Genomic DNA, 23,855 nt, shown 5'->3' on the forward strand with positions numbered 1-23,855 from the left:
GGACGCCCGGAGGGCGGCTAGCATGCCTTGACTTGTGGCAAAGTGCCAGCCCCGCCTGGCTGGACTGACCAAGCGCATTCAGGTAGCTTTGCCGGTTACGCGGGGGCGTTCCAGCCCCAGACATTCAGGCTTTTTCCGCACGCAGGCATTGATCACCGTCAACGGCCCGCGCCGCGCATGGCCTGGCACGGGCTTCGCCCGCTTAATTCATCAGTCACTGACGCTAGGTTCACCATGGCTCAATACGTCTTCACCATGCATCGGCTGGGAAAAGTTGTTCCGCCGAAGCGGGAAATCCTGAAAAACATTTCGCTGTCCTTCTTCCCGGGCGCCAAGATCGGCGTGCTCGGCCTCAACGGTTCGGGTAAGTCCACGCTGCTGAAAATCATGGCCGGCGTCGACACCGAGTTCGAAGGCGAAGCCCGCCCGATGCCCGAACTGAACATCGGCTACCTGCCGCAAGAGCCGATCCTGGATCCGACCAAGACCGTGCGTGAAGTGGTCGAAGAGGCCGTCAGCGTGATCAAGGACGCCCAGGCCCGCCTGGACGAGGTGTACGCCGCCTACGCCGAGCCGGATGCCGACTTCGACAAGCTGGCCGCTGAGCAAGCCAAGCTCGAAGCCATCCTGCAGGCCGGCGACGGTCACAACCTGGAGCGCCAGCTGGAAGTCGCCGCCGACGCGCTGCGCCTGCCGGCGTGGGACGCCAAGGTCGAATTCCTGTCGGGTGGTGAGAAACGTCGTGTGGCCCTGTGCCGCCTGTTGCTGTCGGCCCCCGACATGCTGCTGCTCGACGAACCGACCAACCACTTGGACGCCGACTCCGTCGCCTGGCTGGAGCATTTCCTGCACGATTTTCCGGGCACCGTGGTTGCGATCACGCACGACCGGTACTTCCTGGACAACGTTGCCGGCTGGATCCTTGAGCTCGACCGTGGCGCTGGTATCCCTTACGAGGGCAACTACTCCGGTTGGCTGGAAGCCAAGTCCGACCGTCTGGCCGCCGAATCCAAGCAGCAATCGGCCCACGAAAAAGCCATGAAGGAAGAACTGGAGTGGGTGCGCAAAGGCGCCAAGGCCCGCCAGTCCAAATCCAAGGCTCGTCTGCAACGCTTTGAAGAAATGCAATCGCAGGAATTCCAGAAGCGCAGCGAAACCAACGAGATCTACATCCCGGCCGGTCCGCGGCTGGGTGACAAAGTCATCGAGTTCAAGAACGTCACCAAAGGCTATGGCGATCGCGTACTGATCGACAACTTGTCGTTCTCGATGCCAAAAGGCGCGATCGTCGGCGTTATCGGGGGTAACGGTGCGGGTAAATCCACACTGTTCCGCATGCTGATGGGCAAGGAAACCCCGGATTCGGGCAGCATCGAAGTCGGCGAAACCGTGCAGCTGGCCTGTGTGGACCAGAGCCGCGAAGACCTGGATGGCAGCAAGACTGTGTTCCAGCAGATTTCCGATGGCTCCGACCAGATCCGTATCGGCAACTATGAAATCCCGTCACGCACCTATGTGGGCCGTTTCAACTTCAAGGGCGGCGACCAGCAGAAGTTCGTCAAGGACCTGTCCGGTGGTGAGCGTGGTCGCTTGCACCTGGCCCTGACCTTGAAAGAAGGCGGCAACGTATTGCTGCTCGACGAACCGTCCAACGACCTCGACGTTGAAACCCTGCGTTCCCTGGAAGAAGCCCTGCTGGACTTCCCGGGCGCCGCCATTGTGATCTCTCACGATCGGTGGTTCCTTGACCGCGTCGCGACCCACATCCTGGCGTACGAAGACGACTCCCAAGCGGTGTTCTTCGAAGGTAACTACACCGAGTACGAAGCGGACCGTAAAAAGCGCCTTGGCGAAGCGGCTGCCCAGCCGCACCGTGTGCGGCACAAAAAACTGGCCTGATTTAGGTTGGGTTAAAAAAAGCGGAGCCTGCGGGCTCCGTTTTTTTTGCGTCTGGTATTGCGGTGGACCGAGGCGGCTGCATCGCAGGCAAGCCAGCTCCCACATTTTGAGTTGTGAGCACATGTCGAATGTGGGAGCTGGCTTGCCTGCGAAGGCGGTTTAACTACTGGTGCGGGCTCTGGGTTGAAAACCCTTTCATGGTGCAAAAAAGCCCAGCTATTTATATCAAATGCACCATTTAAATTCACAAAGGCGACATTTTGCACTTTTCAGGTGCAATCTGAATTGCTAAGGTCCGGCTCAATCTCATTTAAAAACAATCAATTTGCCGAGTCTGTTCATGATCGAATCCGTCGAATCCTTCCTTGCCCGCCTCAAAAAACGCGACCCGGACCAGCCGGAATTCCACCAGGCCGTAGAAGAAGTCCTGCGCAGCCTGTGGCCGTTTCTGGAAGCCAATCCTCACTACCTGACCTCGGGCATCCTGGAGCGCATCTGCGAGCCGGAGCGCGCGATTACCTTCCGGGTGTCGTGGGTGGATGATCATGGCAAGGTCCAGGTCAATCGCGGGTTCCGCATCCAGATGAACAGCGCCATCGGCCCCTACAAAGGCGGCCTGCGTTTCCACCCGTCGGTGAACCTGGGCGTGCTCAAATTCCTCGCCTTCGAGCAGACCTTCAAGAACTCCCTGACCTCGCTGCCCATGGGCGGCGGCAAAGGCGGCGCGGACTTCGACCCCAAGGGCAAGAGCGACGCCGAGGTGATGCGTTTTTGCCAGGCGTTCATGAGTGAGCTGTACCGGCATATCGGCGCAGACGTGGACGTGCCGGCCGGTGATATCGGTGTGGGCGCCCGCGAGATCGGCTTCCTGTTTGGCCAGTACAAACGCCTCAGCAACCAATTCACCTCAGTGCTGACCGGCAAAGGCATGACCTACGGCGGCAGCCTGATCCGCCCCGAAGCCACCGGTTTCGGCTGCGTGTACTTCGCCGAAGAAATGCTCAAGCGTGACGGCCAGCGGGTTGAAGGCAAGCGCGTAGCCGTCTCCGGCTCCGGCAACGTTGCGCAATACGCGGCGCGCAAGGTCATGGACCTGGGCGGCAAAGTGATTTCCCTGTCCGATTCCGAAGGCACGCTATACGCCGAAAGCGGTTTGACCGAGGAACAATGGTCGGCCCTGCTGGAGCTGAAAAACGTGCAGCGCGGGCGCATCAGCGAACTCGCGTCCCGTTACGGCCTGGAATTTCGCGCCAGCAAAACCCCATGGGAATTGGCCTGCGATATCGCCTTGCCCTGCGCCACCCAGAACGAACTCGACGCCGAAGCCGCCCGCACCCTGCTGCGCAACGGCTGCATCTGCGTGGCTGAAGGCGCCAACATGCCGACTACCCTGGAGGCTGTGGATATCTTTATCGAGGCGGGCATTCTGTTCGCGCCGGGCAAAGCCTCCAACGCCGGCGGCGTGGCCGTGAGTGGCCTGGAAATGTCGCAGAATGCCATGCGCCTGCTGTGGTCTGCCGGCGAAGTCGACAGCAAGCTGCACAACATCATGCAGTCGATCCACCACGCCTGCGTGCACTACGGTGAAGAAAACGGCCGGGTCAACTACGTGAAGGGCGCTAACATCGCGGGCTTCGTGAAAGTCGCCGACGCGATGCTGGCCCAAGGCATCGTCTAAGCCTCGGGCTCGACACGCAGCACTTCGATCAACTGATCGCCGACGGGGCGCTGCCACAGCACCTCGTCGCCCACCTGAGCGCCCAGCAAGGCGCGCCCCAGTGGCGAGCCCCAGTTGATCAACTGGGCATGGGCATCGGCCTGGTCTTCACCGACCAGTTGAACGCGCTGCTGCTCGTCCTGCTCATTGGCGAAGGTCACCCAGCTGCCGATCTGCACCTTGTCGGTGGAGGTGGCCGGCGCCACCACGTGGGCGCTCTGCACCCGTTGGTTGAAGTAGCGCAAATCCCGTTCGAGATCGGCCTGGCGCTGCTTATCGGCCTTTTCGCCCTTGGCGGATTCGGCGCTGTACTCGGTCTGTAGCTGTGCAACCTTGGCCTGCAACTGCACCAGCCCTTGCGCGGTAAGGCGGTTAGGCTGCTCGCTGACCTGACGCTCTACCGGCTGGTCGGCTTGGGCGGCGGCGTTGTCTTCGTTAACAAAAGCTCGGCTCATGACATTCTCCCTCTATGGAGTTTGGGCCATGGTCGCCGCGCTTTAGTTTCGATGGATGTCTGAAAGCGACCTATTGCGAGCGATAAGCCCTGGCGGCATCGCGGTCTTTCTCCTGCTGCCAGGCGCGCTCACGGTCATCCCAATGATTGTCCTTGTAGTCGCGCAGCTCTTCGTTCTCGCGCATGGCCTTGCACTGGCGAAAGCCATCTTCCCAGCCTGCGGCGTATTCGCGGTCCTTCAAATAGCGCGGCACGTTCTTGCGAAACTCCCCGCTGATCACCCCGGCAGCCTGGCGACCACTGCTGCAACCGTCGTCAAACCCATCGGCAAAGGCCGGTGGATAACCTTTGGCGAGTAAATCCTGATGGGTTGATTGGCAACCCGCCAGCCAAGCTACCGCACACAGCACTACCGCATACCGCCACATGGCGTACTCCTGGCCGTTTCACGGCTTATGAGGGAAGTCTAGTCAGGGAATTGTCGGGGCGGTGTGAAAGCAAGGTGAGAAAGGTGTTGGGCGTCTTGGATTTTGAGCAGCCAACCCAGTAGCTGTACCTGTGGCGAGCGGGCTTGCCCGCGTTGGGCTGCGTAGCAGCCCCAGACCTTGCGCTGAGGAGTATCGGCCTCACCGGGTTGTTCGTTATTAGGGCTGCTGCGCAGCCCAACGGGAGCAAGCTCCCTCGCCACAGGTTTATGTTATGTCTGACCATACGCGGCCAAGTGTGGGAGCGGGCTTGCTCGCGAAAGCGGTGGGTCAGTCAATACATCATTACCTGGAATACCGCTATCGCGGGCAAGCCCAGCTCCCACATTTGAACTGCGGCAGGCGCAGAATTGAGGTCTGGCGCAAATCAGTGTGGGATCTTTGTAAGGCTATTAGTTAGTAGTGGTACCACTTCACCTCAAGCATCACTTCATTCACCGGTGTGGAAAGGTGGCTGTACTCGCGCTGGGCACTCAAGCGCAGGCCCAGGTTGCGTGACAACTCCCACTGCTGGTTCAGGCTGATGCTGCGCCGTACTTCGCCATTGGTGAAGAAATCGCCCTTGGCTTCCAGGCTCAGGTTGCCCAACGGGTTTTTCCACAGCACGCCGGTATTGAAACCGGCTGCCGGCGAGATGGCTTCGTTGAAGTCGTTGTTGTGTTCCACCCGCACGGTGCCGAGGGCGAAGCCGAGCATGTCGTCGCTCAGTTGCCAGGTGCCGCCGGCGCCGCCGTTGACGTGGGCCACGAGGGTTTCGTCGTCGTGTTTGCCGGGTACGCGCTCCAGGCCGCCGGTGACTTGCCAGGACCACGGCTGCAACAGGGCATTGCGCGGGGTCAGTGAGCGGATGGTGGCCAGGTCCAGTTGCTGCAGTTGCCAATGGTTGCCTTCGTACTGGCGCAGCTTCATTTGCAGGATTTCGATCTGCGCGCCGAGGGGGAAGCCTTCGGCGTTGTCGTTGAGGTCGTGGTAGGCCATGCGCAGGCCGTATTCGCCGAACGCCTTGTCGCCCCGGGTGCCGATGCCGGCTTGCCAGGTGCGTGACTCATGGCCGTTTTCCGGCAGGCCAGGCGGGGTGATTTTAAGGTCGGGCGCCGGGTTCTGGTTGATTGCGCGCAGCAGTTCGAAGCTGCGCTGGGAGCGTTCGGTGTCGCGTTCCAGGCCATTGGCGCGGTAGCGGCCCAGGCGATAGGCGGCATCAATGATCAGGGCCTGGCGCTCGCGAGGCAAGGCTTTGAACGCGGGCTCCTGCAGTTGCTTCTGGTCATCGCTGACCTTCAACACCCATTGCTGCTCGTCGCTGTCCAGCGGCTTGGCGCGCTCCAGCAGTTCGCGTTCACGGGAGGGGCGATAATCAATCTTCTCGACCAGCCCCGCATCTTTCACCGCCTTGACGGTGTCGGTGGGGATGGCGGTGAGCGGAAACTGTTCGGTCAGGCGCAGGCCGGGGCGCGCCACTTGCAGCAGTTCCAGCAGGCGATACGAGCAGTTTTCGTCGAAGAAGAAGTAGTCGAATTGGATCTGCTTGAGTTCCCACACGTGCTCGACCATGCGTTCGGTCTCGACCTGGGTCAGGTTCAGGCGGTATTCCCACAGGTCGCGGTTCTCGAGGCTACGGTATTCCGAGAGTTTTTCCTGATACGGCACCAGGGCGAACAGGCCGGGATAGCCGCCCATCAGGCCTTTCCAGGCGTAGAGAATGCTGTTGTCCGAGCCTTCGATATAGGCGCCGAAGTTGATCGCATAGCTGAGCAGAGCGGTGTTGTTGCTCTGTACGTCGGCCTGGTCGATGCGCAGCAGGGTGTGGCCGAACATCGACGACGGGCTGTTGAGGTAGGCCGCCGGGAAGATCATCACCGCGCTATGGGGGGCGACGTCCTTGAACCATTGCTTGAATTCTTTGCAGTCCACGGCGGGCAAGTCAGTGAGGTGCAACTGATCCTTGAGCCAGCGGGTACGTGCGGGGTAAACGCATTGGACGTGTTTTTCACCCAGGCTGGCCGGTGCGTACAGCGCATCAACGGTGGCCTTGAGTTCGGCGTCCGGGTGGTGGGCGCCATCGGCTGCGAGAAAGAACTTCTTGTCGCTGACATAGCTGCGCCAGCCGCTGATCTTGCCGGCTTCGTAGTGGCCCAGGGACAACCAGAACGGGTCGTTGGCCAATTGCTGCAAACGTTGATCATCAAGATGCGGTGCCGCATACAGCGGGGCGCAAGCGAAGAGTGCCAGCCAGGCAAAGCGTTTGAGCATAGGGGCAACTTAAGTCGGAAAAAGTGAGACCCAAAGGGGAGGGGGTCCAAAAGTAAAACCCGCGCCTCGAAAGGCGCGGGCGGGTCGAGCTTAAGCCTGGGTAGCGTATTTCGCCAGACGGGCATCACTTTTCAGTACAGACAGGGTGTTGTTGTGCACGTCGTCAGCTGTCACGTCAGCTTTGCTGAAGATCTGCTGGAAGTGCTCGTGGGTCACGGCAGCGAAGTGCTCGCGATCTTCCGGTGCAACGCCCAGAACCACCGCGTAGGTGGTCAGTGCTTCGCCGTTGCCTTTGGCCATGTCTTCGGACAGCTCGTTCATCATGCCATTCATGGCAATCCAGGACTTGCCGCCATAGGTCAGGGCGCTGTTGGTGCTGCAACCGTTGGTGCCTGAGGTCATGCCGAAGGTGGCGTTACCCGAAGTACCGTTGGTGGTGGAAGCCAGGAAGTGCGCTGGAGTACCGCGCTGGCCTTCGAACAGCATGTTGCCCCAACCGCAGTTCGGGCCACCTGGTGCTTCAGCCATTGCATTGAGGGAGACGACGGTGAAGAGAGTACCGAGAAGGATCCGTTTCATAGCTTTGTTCTCTTTGTGTGCAAACCAATGGACAAGGGTTCAGGCACTTCATAGCGCCCTAGGGATCGGTTATTAGTCCAACCCGCGCAGTTTGGAGTTTAGGCACGTTCCAGGGGTTCCGTGATTTTTTATAAAACAATCAGAGTTGTCGCGTTTTTTTTGTAGGACGCATCCCGTGTCGATGCTTTCCCAAAGGCGCGCCTTGCCAGAGCGCGTAACCGGGAGCCAGAATGCCGTCATCTGCCCCGCCTGATGTAAGGAAGCCCGATGCCTGATCCTGTTGCTGCCAGCTTGCGTCTAGCGCCCGAAGCGCTGACTCGCCCTTTCTCCGCTGAACAGTTCAGCTTCTCGACCACCAATGATTTGGAGCCCTTTCGCGGTGTGCTTGGCCAGGAACGTGCGGTTGAAGCCTTGCAGTTCGGTGTGGCCATGCCACGCCCCGGTTACAACGTATTTGTGATGGGCGAGCCCGGTACCGGCCGCTTTTCGTTCGTTAAACGCTACCTGAAAGCCGAAGGCAAACGCCTGCAGACCCCGGCCGATTGGGTCTACGTCAACAATTTCGATGAGCCTCGCGAGCCCCGTGCCCTGGAATTGCCGGGCGGCGCCGCGGCGGCGTTCATTGCCGATATCAATGGTTTGGTCGACAACCTGGTGGCCACCTTCCCGGCGGTCTTCGAGCACCCCACGTACCAACAGCGCAAAAGTGCGATCGACCGCGCCTTCAACCAGCGTTACGACAAGGCCCTGGACGTGATCGAGCGCCTGGCCCTGGAAAAAGACGTGGCGCTGTACCGCGACAGTTCCAACATCGCCTTCACCCCGATGCTCGACGGCAAGGCGCTGGATGAGGCGGAGTTTTCGCAGTTGCCGGAAGCCGATCGCGAGCGTTTCCACACGGATATTTCCGAGCTGGAAGAGCGCCTCAACGAAGAGCTGGCCAGCCTGCCGCAGTGGAAGCGTGAGTCGAACAACCAACTGCGCCAATTCAACGAAGAAACCATCACCCTGGCCCTGCAGCCTTTGCTCTCACCGCTGTCGGAAAAATACGCAGAAAATGCCGCCGTTTGCGGTTACCTGCAAGCCATGCAGGTGTACCTGCTCAAGACCGTCGTCGAGCAATTGGTGGACGACGCCAAGACCGACGCCCAGGCGCGCAAGTTGCTCGAGGAGCAATACTGCCCGAGCCTGGTGGTGGGCCATCCGGTCAATGGCGGCGCACCGGTGGTGTTTGAACCGCACCCGACCTACGACAACCTGTTTGGCCGCATCGAGTACAGCACCGACCAGGGCGCGCTCTACACCACCTATCGCCAGTTGCGTCCGGGCGCCTTGCACCGCGCCAACGGCGGTTTCCTGATCCTGGAAGCGGAAAAAATGCTCGGCGAGCCGTTTGTATGGGACGCCCTCAAGCGTTCCTTGCAGTCGCGCAAGCTGAAGATGGAATCGCCGCTGGGCGAGCTGGGCCGCCTGGCTACCGTGACCCTCAACCCGCAAATGATCCCGTTGCAGGTCAAGGTGATCATCATCGGTTCGCGCCAGTTGTACTACGCGCTGCAGGATGCCGATCCGGACTTCCAAGAGATGTTTCGCGTGCTGGTGGATTTCGACGAAGACATCCCGATGGTCGACGAAAGCCTGGAACAGTTTGCCCAATTGCTGAAAACCCGCACGTCGGAAGAAGGCATGGCGCCGCTGACCTCGGACGCCGTGGCGCGTCTGGCGACCTACAGTGCACGCTTGGCGGAGCACCAAGGGCGGTTGTCGGCGCGCATTGGTGACTTGTTCCAGTTGGTGAGCGAGGCGGACTTTATTCGCCACCTGGCGGGCGACGAGATGACCGACGCCGGCCATATCGAGCGTGCCCTCAAGGCCAAGGCCACGCGCACCGGGCGGGTGTCGGCGCGGATTCTCGACGACATGCTCGCCGGGGTGATCCTGATCGACACGGCCGGCGCGGCGGTCGGCAAGTGCAACGGGCTGACGGTGCTGGAAGTCGGCGATTCGGCCTTCGGTGTGCCGGCGCGGATTTCTGCCACGGTGTACCCGGGCGGCAGCGGCATTGTCGACATTGAGCGCGAGGTTAACCTCGGCCAGCCGATCCACTCCAAGGGCGTGATGATCCTCACCGGTTACCTGGGCAGCCGGTATGCGCAGGAATTCCCGCTGGCGATCTCGGCGAGTATCGCGCTGGAGCAGTCCTACGGTTACGTGGACGGCGACAGTGCATCCCTGGGCGAGGCGTGCACGCTGATTTCGGCCTTGTCGAAAACCCCGCTCAAGCAATGCTTTGCGATCACCGGCTCGATCAACCAGTTTGGTGAAGTGCAGGCGGTGGGCGGGGTCAACGAGAAGATCGAAGGCTTCTTCCGCCTCTGCGAAGCACGCGGGCTGACCGGCGAGCAGGGTGCGATCATCCCGCAAGCCAACGTCGCCACGCTGATGCTCGACGAGAAGGTGCTGCAGGCCGTGCGTGACGGGCAGTTCCATATCTATGCGGTGCGTCAGGCGGACGAAGCGCTGAGCCTGTTGGTGGGCGAGGATGCCGGTGCGCCGGACGCGGAAGGGCAATTCCCGGAAGGCTCGGTGAATGCGCGGGTGGTTGAGCGTTTGCGTGCGATTGCCGAGATGATCAGTGAGGAAGACTTGAAGGAAGCGGAGAAGGAGCTGGCGCAACAGGCGCTGGCCGAAGCCAAGCCCACCTGACGGCGCAAAGCCTGTGTGGCGAGCGGGCTTGCCCGCGTTGGGCTGCAAAGCAGCCCCAATACCAACCGCCGCATTCTGACGGGCTTACCGCAGCGGCCTCATTGGGGCTGCTGCGCAGCCCAACGCGGGCAAGCCCGCTCGCCACAAAAGCTGATTCGCCATATTTTGACTGGTGTTTAAGGGACTAACGCCCGTTGGTCCCTACAACGTTGGTTTGTTGTAGTAGGCGCTGGCCGAAGCCAAGGCAAACCTGTGTGGCGAGCGGGCTTGCCCGCGTTGGGCTGCAAAGCAGCCCCAAAACCAACCGTTGCATTCTGACGGGCTTACCGCAGCGTTCCCATTGGGGCTGCTGCGCAGCCCAACGCGGGCAAGCCCGCTCGCCACAAAAGCTGATTCGCCATATTTTTGACGGGTCGTTATGGGCCAGCGCCGTTGGTCCCTACAACCTTGGTTTGTCGTGTTTTTCTTCTATCCTCTGCTTTAGGGATATCCACAGGAGTCGCTGGATAGAAACAGCCTCGCCATGGGCCAGGTTGAACACCGATCTACCGAGGGTCGCCGCCATGCCGCGCAACCTTTGCCTCACCCGCCAGTGCTTTGGCCTGGTCACCCGTATCGAATGCTCCATTCGCCCTCTTGCGGGGGATAACGGGATGTGGACGCTGCTGTTTGCCGCCGGAATGACCGGCGAGCAGCCTTCCACCATCAAGTCCCAAGGCCCGTTTCATGGACCTTTCGTGGCAGAAAACATTCTGGAATCAATCGTCGATAGCCTGACCCTGCACGGCTATGAGCTGGCGGGCGACCCGCAGATATGGTGCCTGCATATGCAGGCACATCTGCGCCAGCTCAATGGCGGGCATGAGCGCCTGGCGCTTTAGCCGCCGGTCATTTGCTCTCGGGTTTATCCAGCTTTACCTCGAAACCGTATTGCACGGTGTCCAGGTCGGTGCGCTGGTAGCTTTCCAGGCTCGTCGGCTGCCCGTAGAAGTAATGCACATCAAACAGCGCGGTGCCGTACTCCTCGGCACGGTGGCTGACGCCAAGGATTTCCTTGAGGTAGTTGCCGCTGGCGTCCTTGGCGTAGAAGCGCCAGCTGTCGGCGGGGAATTCCTTTTGATCGACCACCAGCGCGTTGTCCTTGAGCGACAGGCCTTTGGGTAGCTGGGCCACGTCAATAATCGCCTTGTCTATTGTGGCTAGGAACAGCGGTACCGAACCCACCACAAACGCCGGGGTTTCCGGGAACAGGTTGAGGTCGTACGTGAGTGTGCCGCTGCCAGCGTTCAACTCGAACGCTTCGCTCGGCAGCTCGATCGGCTCGCCGCGTTGGCCTTTTTCATCCGCGGTGAAGAAGGTGATCGGCGCATCGCTGTTGTTGCGATCAGCGCCAACCAGGTCGTCATTGAACGTGAACGGGTGGTCAAACACGATTTTTGCGGCGCTGGCGTCTTCGGTCGATTGGCTGATGGTCACGCTTTTTTTCAGCTGCTCCTCAGTCATCGACGCATCTTTGAGCCAGCTGGCGGCGCCGTCGTCATACACGGTGACCGGCATCGGCAACGGCTGCACGGTCTTCTGCAGGCTGTTCTTGTCGAAGCGCAGCACCGGCAGGTCGAGGTCCTTGTGGGTGAGGGTGGCCTTGGAAAAGTCCAGTACATCGACCTGCAAATTGTCGATCAGGCCATTGAAATACACCTTGGCGTAATGGCTGCTCTGCTTATGTTCAAAGGCTTTCTGCTCGTCCGTCAGTTGCTGTTCAAAGGCATCCGACCAGGCTTTCTGCTTTTGCATCTCGGCCAGTTGTTTCTCGTAGAAGGCCACTTGCGCGGCGTTCTCGTTGATCGAGCCTGAGCGGGTGAGAAATTGCCCGGTGCTGTCGCGTGCCTGCACCAGCAAAGGGTTCGGCGATTCGTCGCCGACTTCCGGTGCCAGCGGTGCGCTGTTGGTCAGCTCGATCTCGGCGAAGTTTTTCTCAAGCTGCAGCAGTTTGAGGGTGATATTGCCGTCGGTGCGTGGGTGACCTACGTCTTTTTTGGTCAAATCGAACGTCAGCACCTTGCCGGGCGACACCACCTCCACCGCGCCCTTGAGGCTCACGGGCTGGGGCTGGCTCTTGTTGTCGGTCTCTATCCCCTCGATGAACGGGTAGGTCACCGTCAGGTCATCGGGGTTGGTCAGGTTGGAGCTGCTGGGGCTGAGCTGGATGCCCGGATCGGTTTCCGACCACTCTGGCTGGAAGGGGATGACTTTATTGTTGCTCAAGCTCACCGACTGCCATTCGAGCGCGTGGGGGAAGGGGAACTGGTCCGGGGTGTTGAAGTTGAACGGAAATACCGGCTGCAAATCCGTCAGGTAGTCGGAGTGCGAGGCTTTGCGCAGCACGAACAGGCCATTGATATAGGTGTCCACCAGCGCTTGGGGCGTGGGGTAGTGCTTGAGCACCGCAAGGGTGTCTTCGCCGTATTCGGCTTCGATGGGCTTTTCGGCGAGCTTCAGGCGCGCCCGCTCCAGCAACAGCAGCGAGCCGCCGAGGTCGGCGATGGCGTCTCTGAGCTTGGGGTCTTGAATACTGTCCAGCGATTGTTCGAACTTCGCGGTTTTCTCTTCGAGGGTGGCCTGCTTCTGCTCTTCCTTGGGAGAGCAGCCGCTGGCCATCAGTAACGCCGCACACAGGCCAAGCATGGCCAAAGGGGATCGCACATCCGTCATCTGAATCTTCCTGTCCGACAGCATCGAGCCGAGTGAATGGCCTCGACACTAGCAGAAAAATTCTCTTACAGATGCCGCCCAGGTCAGTTTTCTCGCGGTTACAGGTGTTTGGTAGCGGCTGGTATACTCGCGGCCATTTCTAGCCAAGCTGTGTGAGATCCAATGGAACGCTTTATCGAAAATGCTATGTACGCCTCGCGTTGGCTGCTGGCGCCGATCTATTTCGGCTTGTCCCTGGGGTTGCTGGCGCTGGCGCTGAAATTCTTCCAGGAAGTGATTCACTTGCTGCCGAGCGTGTTCTCGATGGCCGAGTCCGAGCTGATCCTGGTGCTGCTGTCGTTGATCGACATGGCCCTGGTCGGCGGCTTGCTGGTGATGGTGATGATTTCCGGCTACGAGAACTTCGTCTCGCAGCTGGATATCGATGAAAGCAAAGAAAAGCTCAACTGGCTGGGCACCATGGATTCTTCGTCGCTGAAGATGAAAGTGGCGGCCTCCATCGTGGCGATTTCTTCCATCCACCTGCTGCGCATCTTCATGGACGCCAAGAACGTCGATCCGCAGCATCTGATGTGGTACGTAATCATCCACATGACCTTCGTGATCTCGGCGTTTGCCATGGGTTACCTGGACAAGGTCACCAAGCACTGATGTGCCACGCCGGCCTTACTGCTCGACGAAGTAGTAAGGCTGGCGGTTGATGGTCATCTCCTTGATCACCTTCACGGGGGTGGTCAGGCCGTTGGTGTGGTCCAGCAGCGCAATGTTGCCGGGCCTGGCGGCGAGGTGAGCCTGCAGTTCGGCCTCGGTTTGCAGGATGGGCAGGTAGCTTTGCAGGTAGAACACGCTGGCCCCGGCGATGCGCTCATTCGGCTGAAACAACGCCAGCTCTTTGCCTTCGGCCTGCAGGGCCTGAATCTGACTGATCACCGGTACGAATGATTGGCGCACATCGGCCTTTGGCGCGAACCAGAAGGCTGCGCTCAGGTAGCAGGCAACCGCCAGGGCGAACACGCCGCCGATCACGGTTGTGTGGTGACGGTACAGCGCCGGTTTGCGTGCTTTGAGCCAATCCAGCAACACCCCGGCATATTCCGCTGCGAGTACGGCGGCAGCGGGTGTGAGTGCCATCAGGTAAACGGTGCGCTTGCTGGAGGCCAGGGTCAGCAGGGTAAATTGCGCCACCAGCCACACACTGAAAAACAGGCGATAGCGGTTGCGCACCAGGCTTTTACGAAAGTGCCACAGGCCCAGGTACACCAGAATGTTCCACGGCAGGAACGCCTCGGGCAGTTTCGCGATGTAATAGTAAAAGGGCTCGTAATGCCCGGCTTCGACAAACGAACCGCTGAAGCGCCCGACGCTGTTGGTCCACAGCACTTCGGCCACCGCCTGCATACCGCCGCGCTGGAACAGGAAGCCCAGCCAGATCAGCAGCGGTACCAGCGCCACTAACGTGAACAGCGCCGGCTTGAGCCAGTCGCCAATGCGCAAGCGCTTGTCCATCAGGCTGGTGCTGGCCAGGTACACAAAGATCACAATGCCCGGCATCGCCAGGCCAAGCACGCCTTTGCTCAAGGTGGCGATCACCATGCCGACGGTAAACAGCGCCCAGGCCCAGGCGCTGGAGCCTTCGCGCTCAGGGCGCACGGCCTGGTAGAACGCCAGCAGTGCGGTGGTCACGCCCAGGCTGAGCAATGAGTCCTCACCCACGCCGCGCACATTGCTCCAATAACTGGCCATGGTCGCGAGGATCAGCGCCGCACTGAAGGCCATGGTCTTTGGGCGACCGAACGTGCGCAACATCGCGTAAAACAGCATCACACTGAACAACCCGGCAAACGCCGAGGCCAGGCGCACGGCCCAGGTGGTGGCGCCAAACACGCGAATCGCCCCGGCATCCAGCCAGAGGCTCAGGGGCGGTTTCTCTAGGAAGGGTTCGCGAAACAACTGCGGGACCACCCAGTCATTGTCCAGGTGCATGGCCATGGCGATCCCGGCTACACGGGCTTCGGTGGACCCTTGCAGTGCATGGTTACCGAGTGCAAAAAAGAACAACAGACCAGCAAGCAGGAGCAGCAAAGGAGCGGGACGCGTCATGGGTTCTGGCTACCGAGGCAGGGGACCGTTCAGGGCGAACGGCCATGGCATTCGGCTAGTATCTATCGGCGTTTCTGAACGTTTCGTGAACGGATGGGGGAATGTTGAAGGGCTCAGCCCCGGCGCTGCGCAAGTCACTGACGCAGCGTGTTTACCACCACAATGCCCAATGGCCCGCTGCGCTTTTGCACCTGCACCCAGCCGTGATCACCACGGCTGCCGGCATGGCAGATTTTTATCTTTTTGTTCACTTCTGCATCGAATACCTCGATGCCTGAACAACTGCGGCTGCCTCCCGCAACGTATTCGTAGGCGGTGACGTAGCTACTGAACGTGGTGCAGGTAAGAAGAATGATCGTTGCCAGCAGGGCGGCCATGACCATGGCACTCGCGATGAGTGCACCGAGAAACACCTTCAGTCGGTCCAGTGGCTTCTTGCGCAGGAACTCGGCGTTCTTGCTTCGCCACTGGTGCAGCATCCAGACGATCGCCAGTAACGGCGATGCGATCAGGCAGGTCTTTTCAGCCACCGGCTTGAAGTGCACAGACGGCCAGAGAATAAATACCCACGCCAGGATGAGCGCCGTGAACAGCAGCAGGCCAATCGCGGCCGGTATTACGAAGGCATAGGAGTTTCGGTTCACTGCAACATGCGTCCTTGTAGTCGAAGCTTAGCGCCTGGGGCGATACGTCCATTAAGCGGGCGTATTCTGCACTGTCGACGCGAAGAACAGAAACGCCTAACCCGTCTCTAATGAGAAGTATCGCCATGTGCGACTTATTCAAGTCCTTCGTCGGATATCGCACCCATGGCTTCATCCTCGACAACCCACCAGGTGGTGGGCGAGCACCACAGTTGGGTCGTGCAGTTGCTGAGGCGCAAGCTGAGTGGCCAGGAGCAGGCCATGGACCTGGCGCAGGACACGTTCGTGCGCATTCTAAGCAGTGGCCCTGTGCCGATTTTTCGCGAGCCGCGTGCTTATCTCACGACAGTCGCCAGCCGTTTATGCGGCCCGTTCCGTCAGGCGCTGAAGCCTGGACCCAGGGCTATGAAGCGGGAATCTCCGGCAAACTCGCCCAGGGCTGGCAACTGCAAGCGGGTTACACCCACAAGGTGAGCCGCGACGACAGCGGCAAAAAAGTCTTCACCTGGGAGCCCGAAGACCAACTCAACGTCTACACCCGCTACAAACTCACCGGCAGCCTCGACAAACTGACCCTCGGCGGCGGCGCCCGCTGGCAAGAGGTGTACAACTACCGCAAGGCCGCCAACCAGGAGTTTTCCCAAGACCCGTACTGGCTGGTCGACCTGATGGCGCGCTACCAGATCAGCAAAAACCTGTCCGCTTCGGTGAATGTGAACAACGTGCTGGATAAAAAGTACTTCACCAATATCGGTTTCTACCGGTCTTCGTACTACGGCGACCCACGCAATGTAATGCTGTCGACCCGTTGGAATTTCTGAGGCGCGTGCACGCCAAAGGCCGAGCCGCTTGAATGCGCCTCGGCCTTTTTTGTTACCGGCTTGTTTGCGGCGCCAGCGTGTCCAGCACGCGATCGATCAACAGCTCACCCAACACGATCAGTTGCTGACTGGCCAGCAGCTTATGGCGGTGTGAGCCTTCGAGCTCAAAGGCCAGGTCGGTGGTCATGGCGTTGAGTGAGGCGAGGGTTTCGCTGGCTTGGACCAGAAGGGTTTCGGCGGGTATGTCTTGGGCGAGGGTGAAGAGGGTTGTTGGGGAATTGGATTGGGGGTGATTTTTTTCATGATGAAGCTCCCACACTGTTTAAAGGAGCCGCCGCCCCCCTGCTGTCAAACAGGATTGGGTGGAAGCTGTACGCGGGTTGACAGACCGGAAGTGTAGGAACCCGGCGCACCCGAAGATGCCCCACGCACAGCCGCCATAAACAAAGCGGAACACGCGAAGCATGCCGCTAAATCAAAGGGTGTGAAAGGTTACACTTTTCAGCCTGTCAAAGCCGGTCGCTGATGAGCAGCGACTGGGGGACGTTAGCGTTATGCGGTGGGTTGTGCCAGTTCACCAGAAGCCCGACATCTTGAAGGAAAATTCCGAAGGGCGGCAGGCTGGGCTTTTTCAGGCCCCAGAAACAACAAAACCCGCACTAGGCGGGTTTTGTCGATGCTTCGAATTGGTGGGCCGGGGTAATCTGAATTGGTTTCTTAGATATTTGATTTAATTGACTAATGTGAGTTCGTAAGTTTTTTTGGAATACCAACTGGAATACCACGAGGAGATGGAATAAGCCGCATGCTTTGTACCCGAATCTTTCAGAGCACGGCTAAAAGTCTTTTCTTTACTCGAAACCGGGCAAGCTGAGCATGCCACCTGTGGTGCGTTTGCCAAAACCGGTGGGAATTAAGATTTTTTGCTTCTTCATCTTTGCGAGTACGGCCAACCATTCGGAATTGCCAAAGCGCAGCTTGGTGTCGTTCCAGCGATGCATGACTTCGTCCACGATGGCTTCATCGGAAACCGGGCGGCCTTCGAGAATAAAGTCGTTCCAGACGGCGTAGAGGGTCACTGTCATCTCGCAGCGATCCGTATCCCAGTCCCGCATCAGCTCAATGATTTGCTCAATGGCGGCTCGCTCAGTGGCTGACCAAGCGCTGGTGTACGCCTGGCGATGTTGTCCCGCCTGCGAAAGCGGGCGGTAGGCATGGCCGACGGTCTCTCGCTCGATGCGTTCGTACCATTGATGGTTTTGCAGCTCACCCTCGATCTGGTTCATCAGTTGGCGATCATGGGGGCCAGCCACGTTGCGTAAGTAACTGCCTTGAATCGTAGCGAGCCTAGCTGCATGCTCGGCTAGGTAAACCACCTTCTGCAGTTTGCGCTGGCCAAAGGTGCGCTGGGCGTGAAGCCTGTGAGTGACTTCGGCAGCGAGCAGGGTGCGAGCAGCTTTTTGTTCCGTGGCAACGGGAGCCTGCTGGGCATCGTCGGCAAGGGCTCGTTCGACTAGGGTGTTTGCCAACTGCTCGTTCAACTGACGGGCCTGGGTTAGGCGAGTTTTGAGTTGGTCGCATATGGCCATTAGCTGGTCGACTTTTGCGACGATGCGGTGTTGTTCGCTTATAGGGGGCACCGGCACCGGCAGATCTCGAATATTATTCAAATTAAGACCCGGTTTGGCTCCGTAGCTATTTTCGAGTAGCAAAGCTCTACCACCATGCGAATTAGTAAGCCATTTATGTATGAATACTCCAAATGATCGATTAGCAAGCCTTATCAAAGCCACATGCTGGCTCACATATGCATCATCAAGAGAATCCTCAACTATTGCTGCCTTAGCTACGTTGGCGCCAGTGATGGTAATTAAAAGATCGCCCAGCTCAACTCTTGTCCTAATACCTTCGGCCGACTTAGGGAGACGAACGAAAGCGCGATTATCGAACTTCAGTTTGTCAGTCTTAATGTCTTGCGAACGGATAAAAGTAGAGCCTGAGTCCGAGTAGTACTCATTCCAACCGCGTGAGCCGCTCGTTATCAAGACGCTTAAATCGCCAAGTCGTGCCCAAGACCATCTTGCTGGAATGCCAAATGCTTGTTCCTTCTCAGATAGCATGGCGATAGGTTTTTGTTTTTTGATCTTGCCCTTCGCCACTAGCCGCGCTTTCTCTTCAGCAATCCGCTTAAGCAACTCGTTGGCCGGTTCATCGTTGGGGGCTTGGGGTACCAATTTTCCCATAACAGCCAGTTGCAGCATGGTTTGCTTGAGGGCGTCGATGCTGGGTTCAGTGGTGAACAGGGTGTGGAAGTGTTCGGCAAGGCGTTGCCAACTGGTGGAGAAGTCGGTCGCGTCGCTGGCTTGAGTCAGGCTGTCGAGCAGTGCCTGTACCAGTTGGGCATGGGCGCTTTCTGCGTCGGTCTGCTGGGCTTCCAGGTGGTCGCATAGGGCCATCAGTTCATCGACTTTGGCGACGATGCGGTGTTGTTCGGCGAGCGGCGGCAGCGCAATAACCGACTCTGAAATTTGTCCGCCTGAAAGGTGGTCAACAGTCGTATAAGCCTTGACGCCCTGAAGTTCTAGCAGTCGGGCCTGTAAAGACTCTGCGATGAATCGACAGGCAATTTCTTTACCAAAGAAAACCAAGCGACTGACTCGTTGATTCAGAAGTGAAGCTTCACCTTCCCAAGCAGCAACGCGAAATTCTCCATCCATACTTATTAGGTAATCACCGCGTTCAACCAGAAACTCTGACCGGTAATCACCCTCGTAATAGGTTCCAGAAAAAACTTGTCCTACATCCCTAATTCTAATCAGAGGCAGTCCAAGGCCAGCTTGGTTGAAACCATTAGATTTGAAAGCGAACCCAGCCTGCGAGAATGCGATGTCAGCAAGGCGAATCCAAGCCCATCCTGCCGGTAACTCGAATGGCCGATCTTCTTCAGAAATCTGTGACAGTGGTTTTTGCTTTCTAATTTTCCCCGAAACTTCAAGCTGCGCCTTTTCCTTGGCAATACGCTTAAGCAACTGACAGGCAGGTTCATCATCTGAGTTCTGCGCAAGCAGTTTCCCGCGCACCGCCAGCTCTAGAATCAGCTCACGCAGCTTTTTGATGCCATTCGGTGCACCGGCCAACAGTAGCAAGTTATCGGTCAGCAACGCCGTCATACCTGGCGCTCCAAGGCTTCAGCCAGCACGGATTTAAGCTGCTCGCGGAGGTCGCTAATTTCGCCTTGCAAGCTTGCGTAGTTACGCAGCAGCTTGTCTGGGTTATGGATTATCTGCTCGCCGATATGCGGATTCTTGCAGTCTATGTTCCAGTTGCGCGCCCGCAGTTCCTCAATGCCGACCCTCCAGGCAAATTCGTTCTCAACCCGCGCGGCGAAACCATCGACCTCATTGCCCCACCAGTCTTGTTCCACGGCAAATTCTTCGATACGCATGGGGCGAGTCTTGGAGTAGTTCTTTACGCCGGTCGGGTACTGGTGTTCGTAGAACCACACCTGTTTAGTCGGTGTGCCCTTGGTGAAGAACAGCAGGTTGGTCTTGATGCTGGTGTAGGGGTTGAACACGCCGTTGGGCAGGCGAACGATTGTGTGCAGGTTGCACTCGGTCAGCAGTTTTTCCTTGATGCGGCTTTTGATGCCTTCGCCAAACAGAAAGCCATCGGGTAGCACCACGGCGGCGCGGCCACCGTCTTTCAGCAACTGCATGATCAACACTAAAAACAGGTCTGCCGTCTCACGAGTGCGGAAGGCCGCTGGGAAGTTGGTTTCGATGCCGTCTTCTTCCATGCCACCGAACGGTGGATTGGCGACGATGCAGTGCACGCGCTCACTTGGTCCCCAGCTGATCAGTGGTTTACGCAGGGTATTGTCGTGGCGAATCTGATTCGGCACTTCGATGCCGTGCAGGATCATGTTCGTAGTGGCAAGCAGGTGCGGTAGCGGCTTTTTCTCCACACCGAAGATGCTGGCCTGCAGGGTCCGTTCGTCTTCGGCGGTTTTTACATAGCGGCTGCGTTTGTGTTCGATGGCACAGGTGAGGAAGCCGCCGGTGCCGCAGGCCGGGTCCATGACCTTTTCGTCCAACTTCGGATCGACCATGCGCACCATAAATTCGGTGACCGGACGAGGGGTGTAAAACTCGCCGGCGTTACCGGCGTTCTGCAGGTCGCGCAGCAGTTGCTCGTAGAGATTGCCGAACTCGTGGCGCTCCTGGGCCTTGTTGAAGTCCACGCCTTCCTGAATTTTGTTGATCACCTGGCGCAGCAGTTGCCCGGATTTCATGTAGTTGTAGGCATCTTCAAACACGCTGCGCACCACGAAGGCCGATGGCGTATTGCTGTACTCGTGCAGGTTCTGTAACTGGGGGAACAGGTTGTTGTCGATAAAGTCCTTCAGCGCATCGCCGGTCATGCCTTCCGGATCGGCGGCCCAGTTACGCCAGCGGCAACTGTCGGGAATGGGCGAGCGGTAGTTGTCGTCCATCAGCTCCCACTCCTGCTCGCGGTCATCGAAGATTTTCAGGAACAGCAGCCAAACCAACTGGCCGATACGCTGGGCGTCGCCGTCTACGCCAACGTCTTTGCGCATGATGTCCTGGATGGACTTGATGGTGGAGCTAATGGACATGAAGTTCTCTCAACGCGTGCCGCAAGGGGGGGCGAAATTCTACCGGATAGTGTGGACTGCTGCTTTGGCATGTCGTCGGTGCGTAGCCCTTAGCTTGCGTAAAGCTCGTCTTCCAGTTCGTGGATAGCTTTGTTGTAGCCAGCCTTGCCGCCAAAGGCTTTGACCAACTCCATGGGCGCGCCGAACTGGCTGAATGGGTCGAGCTGCAGGATTTTGATGTCCTCGATATGTTCGACGCCAGTATCGGCGTACTTATCCACTAAGGCCTCTAGAACCTGGCGGGCTGCGCCAGAATACTTGGCGAAATAGTTGCGTTTTCTCACCTGCTCGGCTCGCTCGTGGCGTGATAGGGCGGGCTGATCAAAGGCGACGTGGCAGATCAGATCGAACGGATCGAGCGGCTTGCCCTGTTTCTTTTCCACCTCTTCCGCCAAGGCTTCCCACATTACACCCTGGACGGCCATCTCCTCGATGATGACTTTCTTTTGCTCGGAATCACTCCAGCGCCGAAGGAAGTCATCCAGGGAAGCGAACTGCTTTTGTACGCAGGTGCGGGTGTAGTCGTGCAGCGATTCGGTGATCAGTCGGCCATCCGGACCGTAATACTGCACACGCTCGGCGATGACATAAATCGGGACGTTGTCGATGACGTACTTGATGCGTTTTTTGCCCTCATCTTCGCCGGTAAAATCCAGGTCATCACCCTCGTTATCGTTGCCTGCGCTTATGCCATCTTCATCGGCAAGCGGGTCATCCGGCGGTACGGGGGAGTCATCGCCTTCTGGCGCGTAGATCACCACTGGGTCTCCATCGAAGGCCGGGTCGGCAAACAGCTCGGTGGCCTTTTTGAAATCCATGATGGTGAACCAGTATTTGCCGTAGTCCTCGTTGATGCGAGTGCCGCGACCGATGATTTGCTTGAACTCGGTCATCGATTTGATGTGCTGGTCGAGCACGATCAGCTTGCAGGTCTGAGCGTCCACCCCGGTGGTCATCAGTTTGCTGGTAGTGGCAATCACCGGGTAGCGCTCTTCCGGGTTGATGAAGTTATCCAGTTCGGCCTTACCTTCCTGGTCATCGCCGGTGATCCGCATGACGTACTTGCGATTCTCGGCCACACGCTCGGGGTTGAGGTTGACCAGTGCCTGGCGCATGCGCTCGGCGTGGTTGATGTCGTCGCAGAAGACGATGGTTTTCTGAAACGGATCTGTGGCCTTGAGGAGTTCGGTAACCTTCTGCGCCACCAGTTGGGTGCGCGCCTCGATCACCAGGGTGCGGTCCATATCCTTGAGGTTGTAGATGCGGTCTTCGATCAGCTCGCCGTTCTTATCGAGCATGCCTTTAGGTGGCCGCCAGCCTTGCAGGTCTTTGTCGAAGTCGATGCGCACCACTTTGTAGGGGGCGAGAAAGCCGTCTTCGATGCCTTGCTTCAAGGTGTAGCTGTAAATCGGCTCACCGAAGTAGGTGATGCTGGAAACCTCTTTGGTTTCCTTCGGTGTGGCGGTGAGGCCGACATGGGTAGCGCTGGAAAAGTAGTCGAGGATTTCACGCCAGGCGGAATCCTCGGAGGCGCTGCCACGGTGGCATTCGTCGATCACGATCAGGTCGAAGAAGTCGCGGGAGAACTGCTTGTAGATGTTCATCTCTTCATCAGTGCCGGTGACGGCCTGATAGAGCGACAGATAGATTTCGTAGGAGGTGTCGATCTGGCGTTTGGCGATTTTGGTCATCGCTTGGCCGAAGGGCTTGAAGTCGTTGTTCTTTGTCTGGTCAACCAGGATGTTGCGGTCGGCCAGAAACAGGATGCGTTTCTTCTGTTTCGATTTCCACAGACGCCAGATGATTTGGAAAGCGGTGTAGGTCTTGCCAGTGCCCGTAGCCATCACCAGCAGAATACGGTCTTGGCCGCGCGCCACAGCCTCGACGGTGCGGTTGATGGCATTCATCTGGTAATAGCGAGGCATGCGTCCGGAGCCGTCGTCGTAGTAGGGCGCTTCGATCTTGTGTTGGGCTGTTGTATCCAGCCCCTTCCACTGGCAGTAGCGGTGCCAAAGTTCGGAAGGGCTGGGGAATTGGTAAAGGTTGAGTTCGGTTTCTACCTGGCTGCCTGTGCCGCTGCGGTCGTGAAACAGGAAGCCATCGCCATTGCTGGAGAACACGAACGGTACGTCCAGCGCCTCTGCATAGCCCAGGGCTTGCTGCATGCCGGAGCCAACGGAGTGCTTGTTGTCCTTCGCTTCGATTACAGCGATAGGCAGGTTGGCTTGGTGGTAGAGGATGAAATCTGCACGGCGTGCTTCGCCACGGCTGTGAAGTTTACCCCGGACGATAATGCGGCCTTTGGTAAAGCTAACTTCCTCGCGCACCTGCTTGTGCATGTCCCATCCAGCTTGCTGAACGGCTGGGGCGATGTACTTGCTGCAGATGTCCCGCTCGGAAAGCGACTTTTTGTCCATAACCCCAATTCCCTTTCAAGCCGGCCTGGTCGCTCCATTCCGGCACTGCTGATCGTGCTCGATGGGCGTAAATGTACCTTGTTTGATAGTGGCACGGGGGGAAGATCGGATTTTGGTGATGGAGTTGTAGGCAAGATAAGCCGAGGCGATAGCAGGACTAGTGTTTCACGTCGTCCCCGCAGTGCTTTTATCTTGGATCGTGCCCTAGGGCAGGGTGAAGGTGGCTAGGAAGCAACGCCGTTAGGCAATCGGCAAAGAAGCCTGAAAATTTGGGGCTCTGTATTTTCCTGCCAGACGCGACAGGTATCCAGAGGGATGGTCGATTCTAAAAATTTTAGTGGTGGTTTTTGGCGGCGGACTCAACCTTTCGACGTGAAGCCGAGAGTTGTATGCCGT

16 protein-coding genes and 2 pseudogenes are annotated in these 23,855 nt (G+C 58.4%); 7 read left to right on the top strand and 11 right to left on the bottom strand.

From position 1 onward, the window contains the following. Window positions 1–234: 234 nt before the first annotated feature. Both ettA and gdhA read left to right on the top strand, forming a co-directional pair. Window positions 235–1,899: an energy-dependent translational throttle protein EttA gene (gene ettA, locus LRS56_30435; protein ID WDU62942.1), complete on the top strand. Its 1,665-nt coding sequence runs from the start codon at window positions 235–237 to the stop codon at window positions 1,897–1,899. A gap of 340 nt (window positions 1,900–2,239) precedes the next feature. Further along, window positions 2,240–3,577: an NADP-specific glutamate dehydrogenase gene (gdhA, locus tag LRS56_30440; GenBank protein ID WDU62943.1), complete on the top strand. Its 1,338-nt coding sequence runs from the start codon at window positions 2,240–2,242 to the stop codon at window positions 3,575–3,577. Here the strand turns inward: gdhA and LRS56_30445 are convergent. The 4 genes from LRS56_30445 to LRS56_30460 form a co-directional block, all read right to left on the bottom strand. Further along, the gene (locus LRS56_30445; protein ID WDU62944.1) at window positions 3,574–4,071 is read right to left on the bottom strand and encodes a GreA/GreB family elongation factor; all 498 of its coding nucleotides are present in this window, start codon (window positions 4,069–4,071) and stop codon (window positions 3,574–3,576) included. The two genes, gdhA and LRS56_30445, sit on opposite strands and share 4 nt — an antisense overlap. A 70-nt stretch (window positions 4,072–4,141) precedes the next feature. Continuing rightward, window positions 4,142–4,498, bottom strand: a complete 357-nt coding sequence (locus tag LRS56_30450; protein WDU62945.1) for a hypothetical protein — start codon at window positions 4,496–4,498, stop codon at window positions 4,142–4,144. Between the two features lie 453 nt (window positions 4,499–4,951). Beyond that, complete coding sequence (locus LRS56_30455) at window positions 4,952–6,805, bottom strand: DUF4105 domain-containing protein (protein ID WDU62946.1); 1,854 nt, start codon at window positions 6,803–6,805, stop codon at window positions 4,952–4,954. Window positions 6,806–6,895: 90 nt separating this feature from the next. Continuing rightward, the gene (locus LRS56_30460; GenBank protein WDU62947.1) at window positions 6,896–7,384 is read right to left on the bottom strand and encodes a DUF3015 domain-containing protein; all 489 of its coding nucleotides are present in this window, start codon (window positions 7,382–7,384) and stop codon (window positions 6,896–6,898) included. A 267-nt stretch (window positions 7,385–7,651) separates the two neighbouring features. Here LRS56_30460 and LRS56_30465 point away from each other — a divergent pair, with 267 nt between their 5' ends. Continuing rightward, entirely contained in the window at window positions 7,652–10,090 is a 2,439-nt protein-coding gene (locus LRS56_30465; GenBank protein ID WDU62948.1) for an AAA family ATPase, read from the top strand. A 563-nt stretch (window positions 10,091–10,653) separates the two neighbouring features. Further along, the gene (locus LRS56_30470) at window positions 10,654–10,971 is read left to right on the top strand and encodes a hypothetical protein (GenBank protein ID WDU62949.1); all 318 of its coding nucleotides are present in this window, start codon (window positions 10,654–10,656) and stop codon (window positions 10,969–10,971) included. 7 nt (window positions 10,972–10,978) lie between these two features. Here the strand turns inward: LRS56_30470 and LRS56_30475 are convergent, their stop codons facing one another. After that, the gene (locus LRS56_30475; GenBank protein ID WDU62950.1) at window positions 10,979–12,802 is read right to left on the bottom strand and encodes a hypothetical protein; all 1,824 of its coding nucleotides are present in this window, start codon (window positions 12,800–12,802) and stop codon (window positions 10,979–10,981) included. Window positions 12,803–12,964: 162 nt separating this feature from the next. On the opposite strand from LRS56_30475, the gene LRS56_30480 reads away from it, so the two are divergent. Then, window positions 12,965–13,453: a TIGR00645 family protein gene (locus LRS56_30480; GenBank protein WDU62951.1), complete on the top strand. Its 489-nt coding sequence runs from the start codon at window positions 12,965–12,967 to the stop codon at window positions 13,451–13,453. A gap of 15 nt (window positions 13,454–13,468) precedes the next feature. On the opposite strand, the gene LRS56_30485 is transcribed toward LRS56_30480, so the two are convergent. Together LRS56_30485 and LRS56_30490 are read right to left on the bottom strand one after the other, a co-directional pair. After that, window positions 13,469–14,902 (bottom strand): glycosyltransferase family 39 protein, encoded by a 1,434-nt coding sequence (locus tag LRS56_30485; protein ID WDU62952.1) that lies wholly within the window; start codon window positions 14,900–14,902, stop codon window positions 13,469–13,471. A gap of 134 nt (window positions 14,903–15,036) precedes the next feature. Next, window positions 15,037–15,546, bottom strand: coding sequence for a hypothetical protein (locus LRS56_30490; GenBank protein WDU62953.1), 510 nt, complete (start codon window positions 15,544–15,546; stop codon window positions 15,037–15,039). A 165-nt stretch (window positions 15,547–15,711) separates the two neighbouring features. On the opposite strand from LRS56_30490, the gene LRS56_30495 reads away from it, so the two are divergent. Both LRS56_30495 and LRS56_30500 read left to right on the top strand, forming a co-directional pair. After that, window positions 15,712–16,020 carry a hypothetical protein gene (locus tag LRS56_30495; protein ID WDU62954.1) on the top strand — a complete coding sequence of 103 codons (309 nt, stop codon included), beginning with the start codon at window positions 15,712–15,714 and terminating at the stop codon, window positions 16,018–16,020. Continuing rightward, window positions 15,933–16,367: pseudogene (locus tag LRS56_30500) on the top strand (TonB-dependent receptor). Before LRS56_30495 ends, LRS56_30500 begins: the two are co-directional and overlap by 88 nt. A 52-nt stretch (window positions 16,368–16,419) precedes the next feature. Here LRS56_30500 and LRS56_30505 read toward each other — a convergent pair. From LRS56_30505 to LRS56_30520, 4 genes and pseudogenes are all read right to left on the bottom strand, one after another. Then, a pseudogene (locus LRS56_30505) lies at window positions 16,420–16,670 on the bottom strand (DUF6124 family protein). 548 nt (window positions 16,671–17,218) lie between these two features. Beyond that, window positions 17,219–19,537: a restriction endonuclease subunit S gene (locus LRS56_30510; protein WDU62955.1), complete on the bottom strand. Its 2,319-nt coding sequence runs from the start codon at window positions 19,535–19,537 to the stop codon at window positions 17,219–17,221. Then, a complete protein-coding gene (locus LRS56_30515) occupies window positions 19,534–21,003 on the bottom strand; it encodes a class I SAM-dependent DNA methyltransferase (protein ID WDU62956.1) in 1,470 nt (489 codons plus the stop codon). Before LRS56_30515 ends, LRS56_30510 begins: the two co-directional genes overlap by 4 nt. An 89-nt stretch (window positions 21,004–21,092) precedes the next feature. Further along, complete coding sequence (locus tag LRS56_30520; GenBank protein ID WDU62957.1) at window positions 21,093–23,459, bottom strand: DEAD/DEAH box helicase family protein; 2,367 nt, start codon at window positions 23,457–23,459, stop codon at window positions 21,093–21,095. Window positions 23,460–23,855: the final 396 nt, after the last annotated feature.

The sequence above is a fragment of the Pseudomonas poae genome, from assembly GCA_028869255.1.
GTDB lineage: Bacteria > Pseudomonadota > Gammaproteobacteria > Pseudomonadales > Pseudomonadaceae > Aquipseudomonas > Aquipseudomonas poae_C.

Bases quoted from the DNA above. Each gene is read 5' to 3' on its own strand.
- gdhA (WDU62943.1), top strand. From the start codon at position 2,240: ATGATCGAATCCGTCGAATCCTTCCTTGCCCGCCTCAAAAAACGCGAC.
- LRS56_30480 (WDU62951.1), top strand. From the start codon at position 12,965: ATGGAACGCTTTATCGAAAATGCTATGTACGCCTCGCGTTGGCTGCTG.
- LRS56_30450 (WDU62945.1), bottom strand. From the start codon at position 4,498: ATGTGGCGGTATGCGGTAGTGCTGTGTGCGGTAGCTTGGCTGGCGGGT.
- LRS56_30510 (WDU62955.1), bottom strand. From the start codon at position 19,537: ATGACGGCGTTGCTGACCGATAACTTGCTACTGTTGGCCGGTGCACCG.
- LRS56_30445 (WDU62944.1), bottom strand. From the start codon at position 4,071: ATGAGCCGAGCTTTTGTTAACGAAGACAACGCCGCCGCCCAAGCCGAC.
- LRS56_30465 (WDU62948.1), top strand. From the start codon at position 7,652: ATGCCTGATCCTGTTGCTGCCAGCTTGCGTCTAGCGCCCGAAGCGCTG.
- ettA (WDU62942.1), top strand. From the start codon at position 235: ATGGCTCAATACGTCTTCACCATGCATCGGCTGGGAAAAGTTGTTCCG.
- LRS56_30455 (WDU62946.1), bottom strand. From the start codon at position 6,805: ATGCTCAAACGCTTTGCCTGGCTGGCACTCTTCGCTTGCGCCCCGCTG.
- LRS56_30485 (WDU62952.1), bottom strand. From the start codon at position 14,902: ATGACGCGTCCCGCTCCTTTGCTGCTCCTGCTTGCTGGTCTGTTGTTC.
- LRS56_30520 (WDU62957.1), bottom strand. From the start codon at position 23,459: ATGGACAAAAAGTCGCTTTCCGAGCGGGACATCTGCAGCAAGTACATC.
- LRS56_30515 (WDU62956.1), bottom strand. From the start codon at position 21,003: ATGTCCATTAGCTCCACCATCAAGTCCATCCAGGACATCATGCGCAAA.
- LRS56_30475 (WDU62950.1), bottom strand. From the start codon at position 12,802: ATGACGGATGTGCGATCCCCTTTGGCCATGCTTGGCCTGTGTGCGGCG.
- LRS56_30495 (WDU62954.1), top strand. From the start codon at position 15,712: ATGGCTTCATCCTCGACAACCCACCAGGTGGTGGGCGAGCACCACAGT.
- LRS56_30470 (WDU62949.1), top strand. From the start codon at position 10,654: ATGCCGCGCAACCTTTGCCTCACCCGCCAGTGCTTTGGCCTGGTCACC.
- LRS56_30460 (WDU62947.1), bottom strand. From the start codon at position 7,384: ATGAAACGGATCCTTCTCGGTACTCTCTTCACCGTCGTCTCCCTCAAT.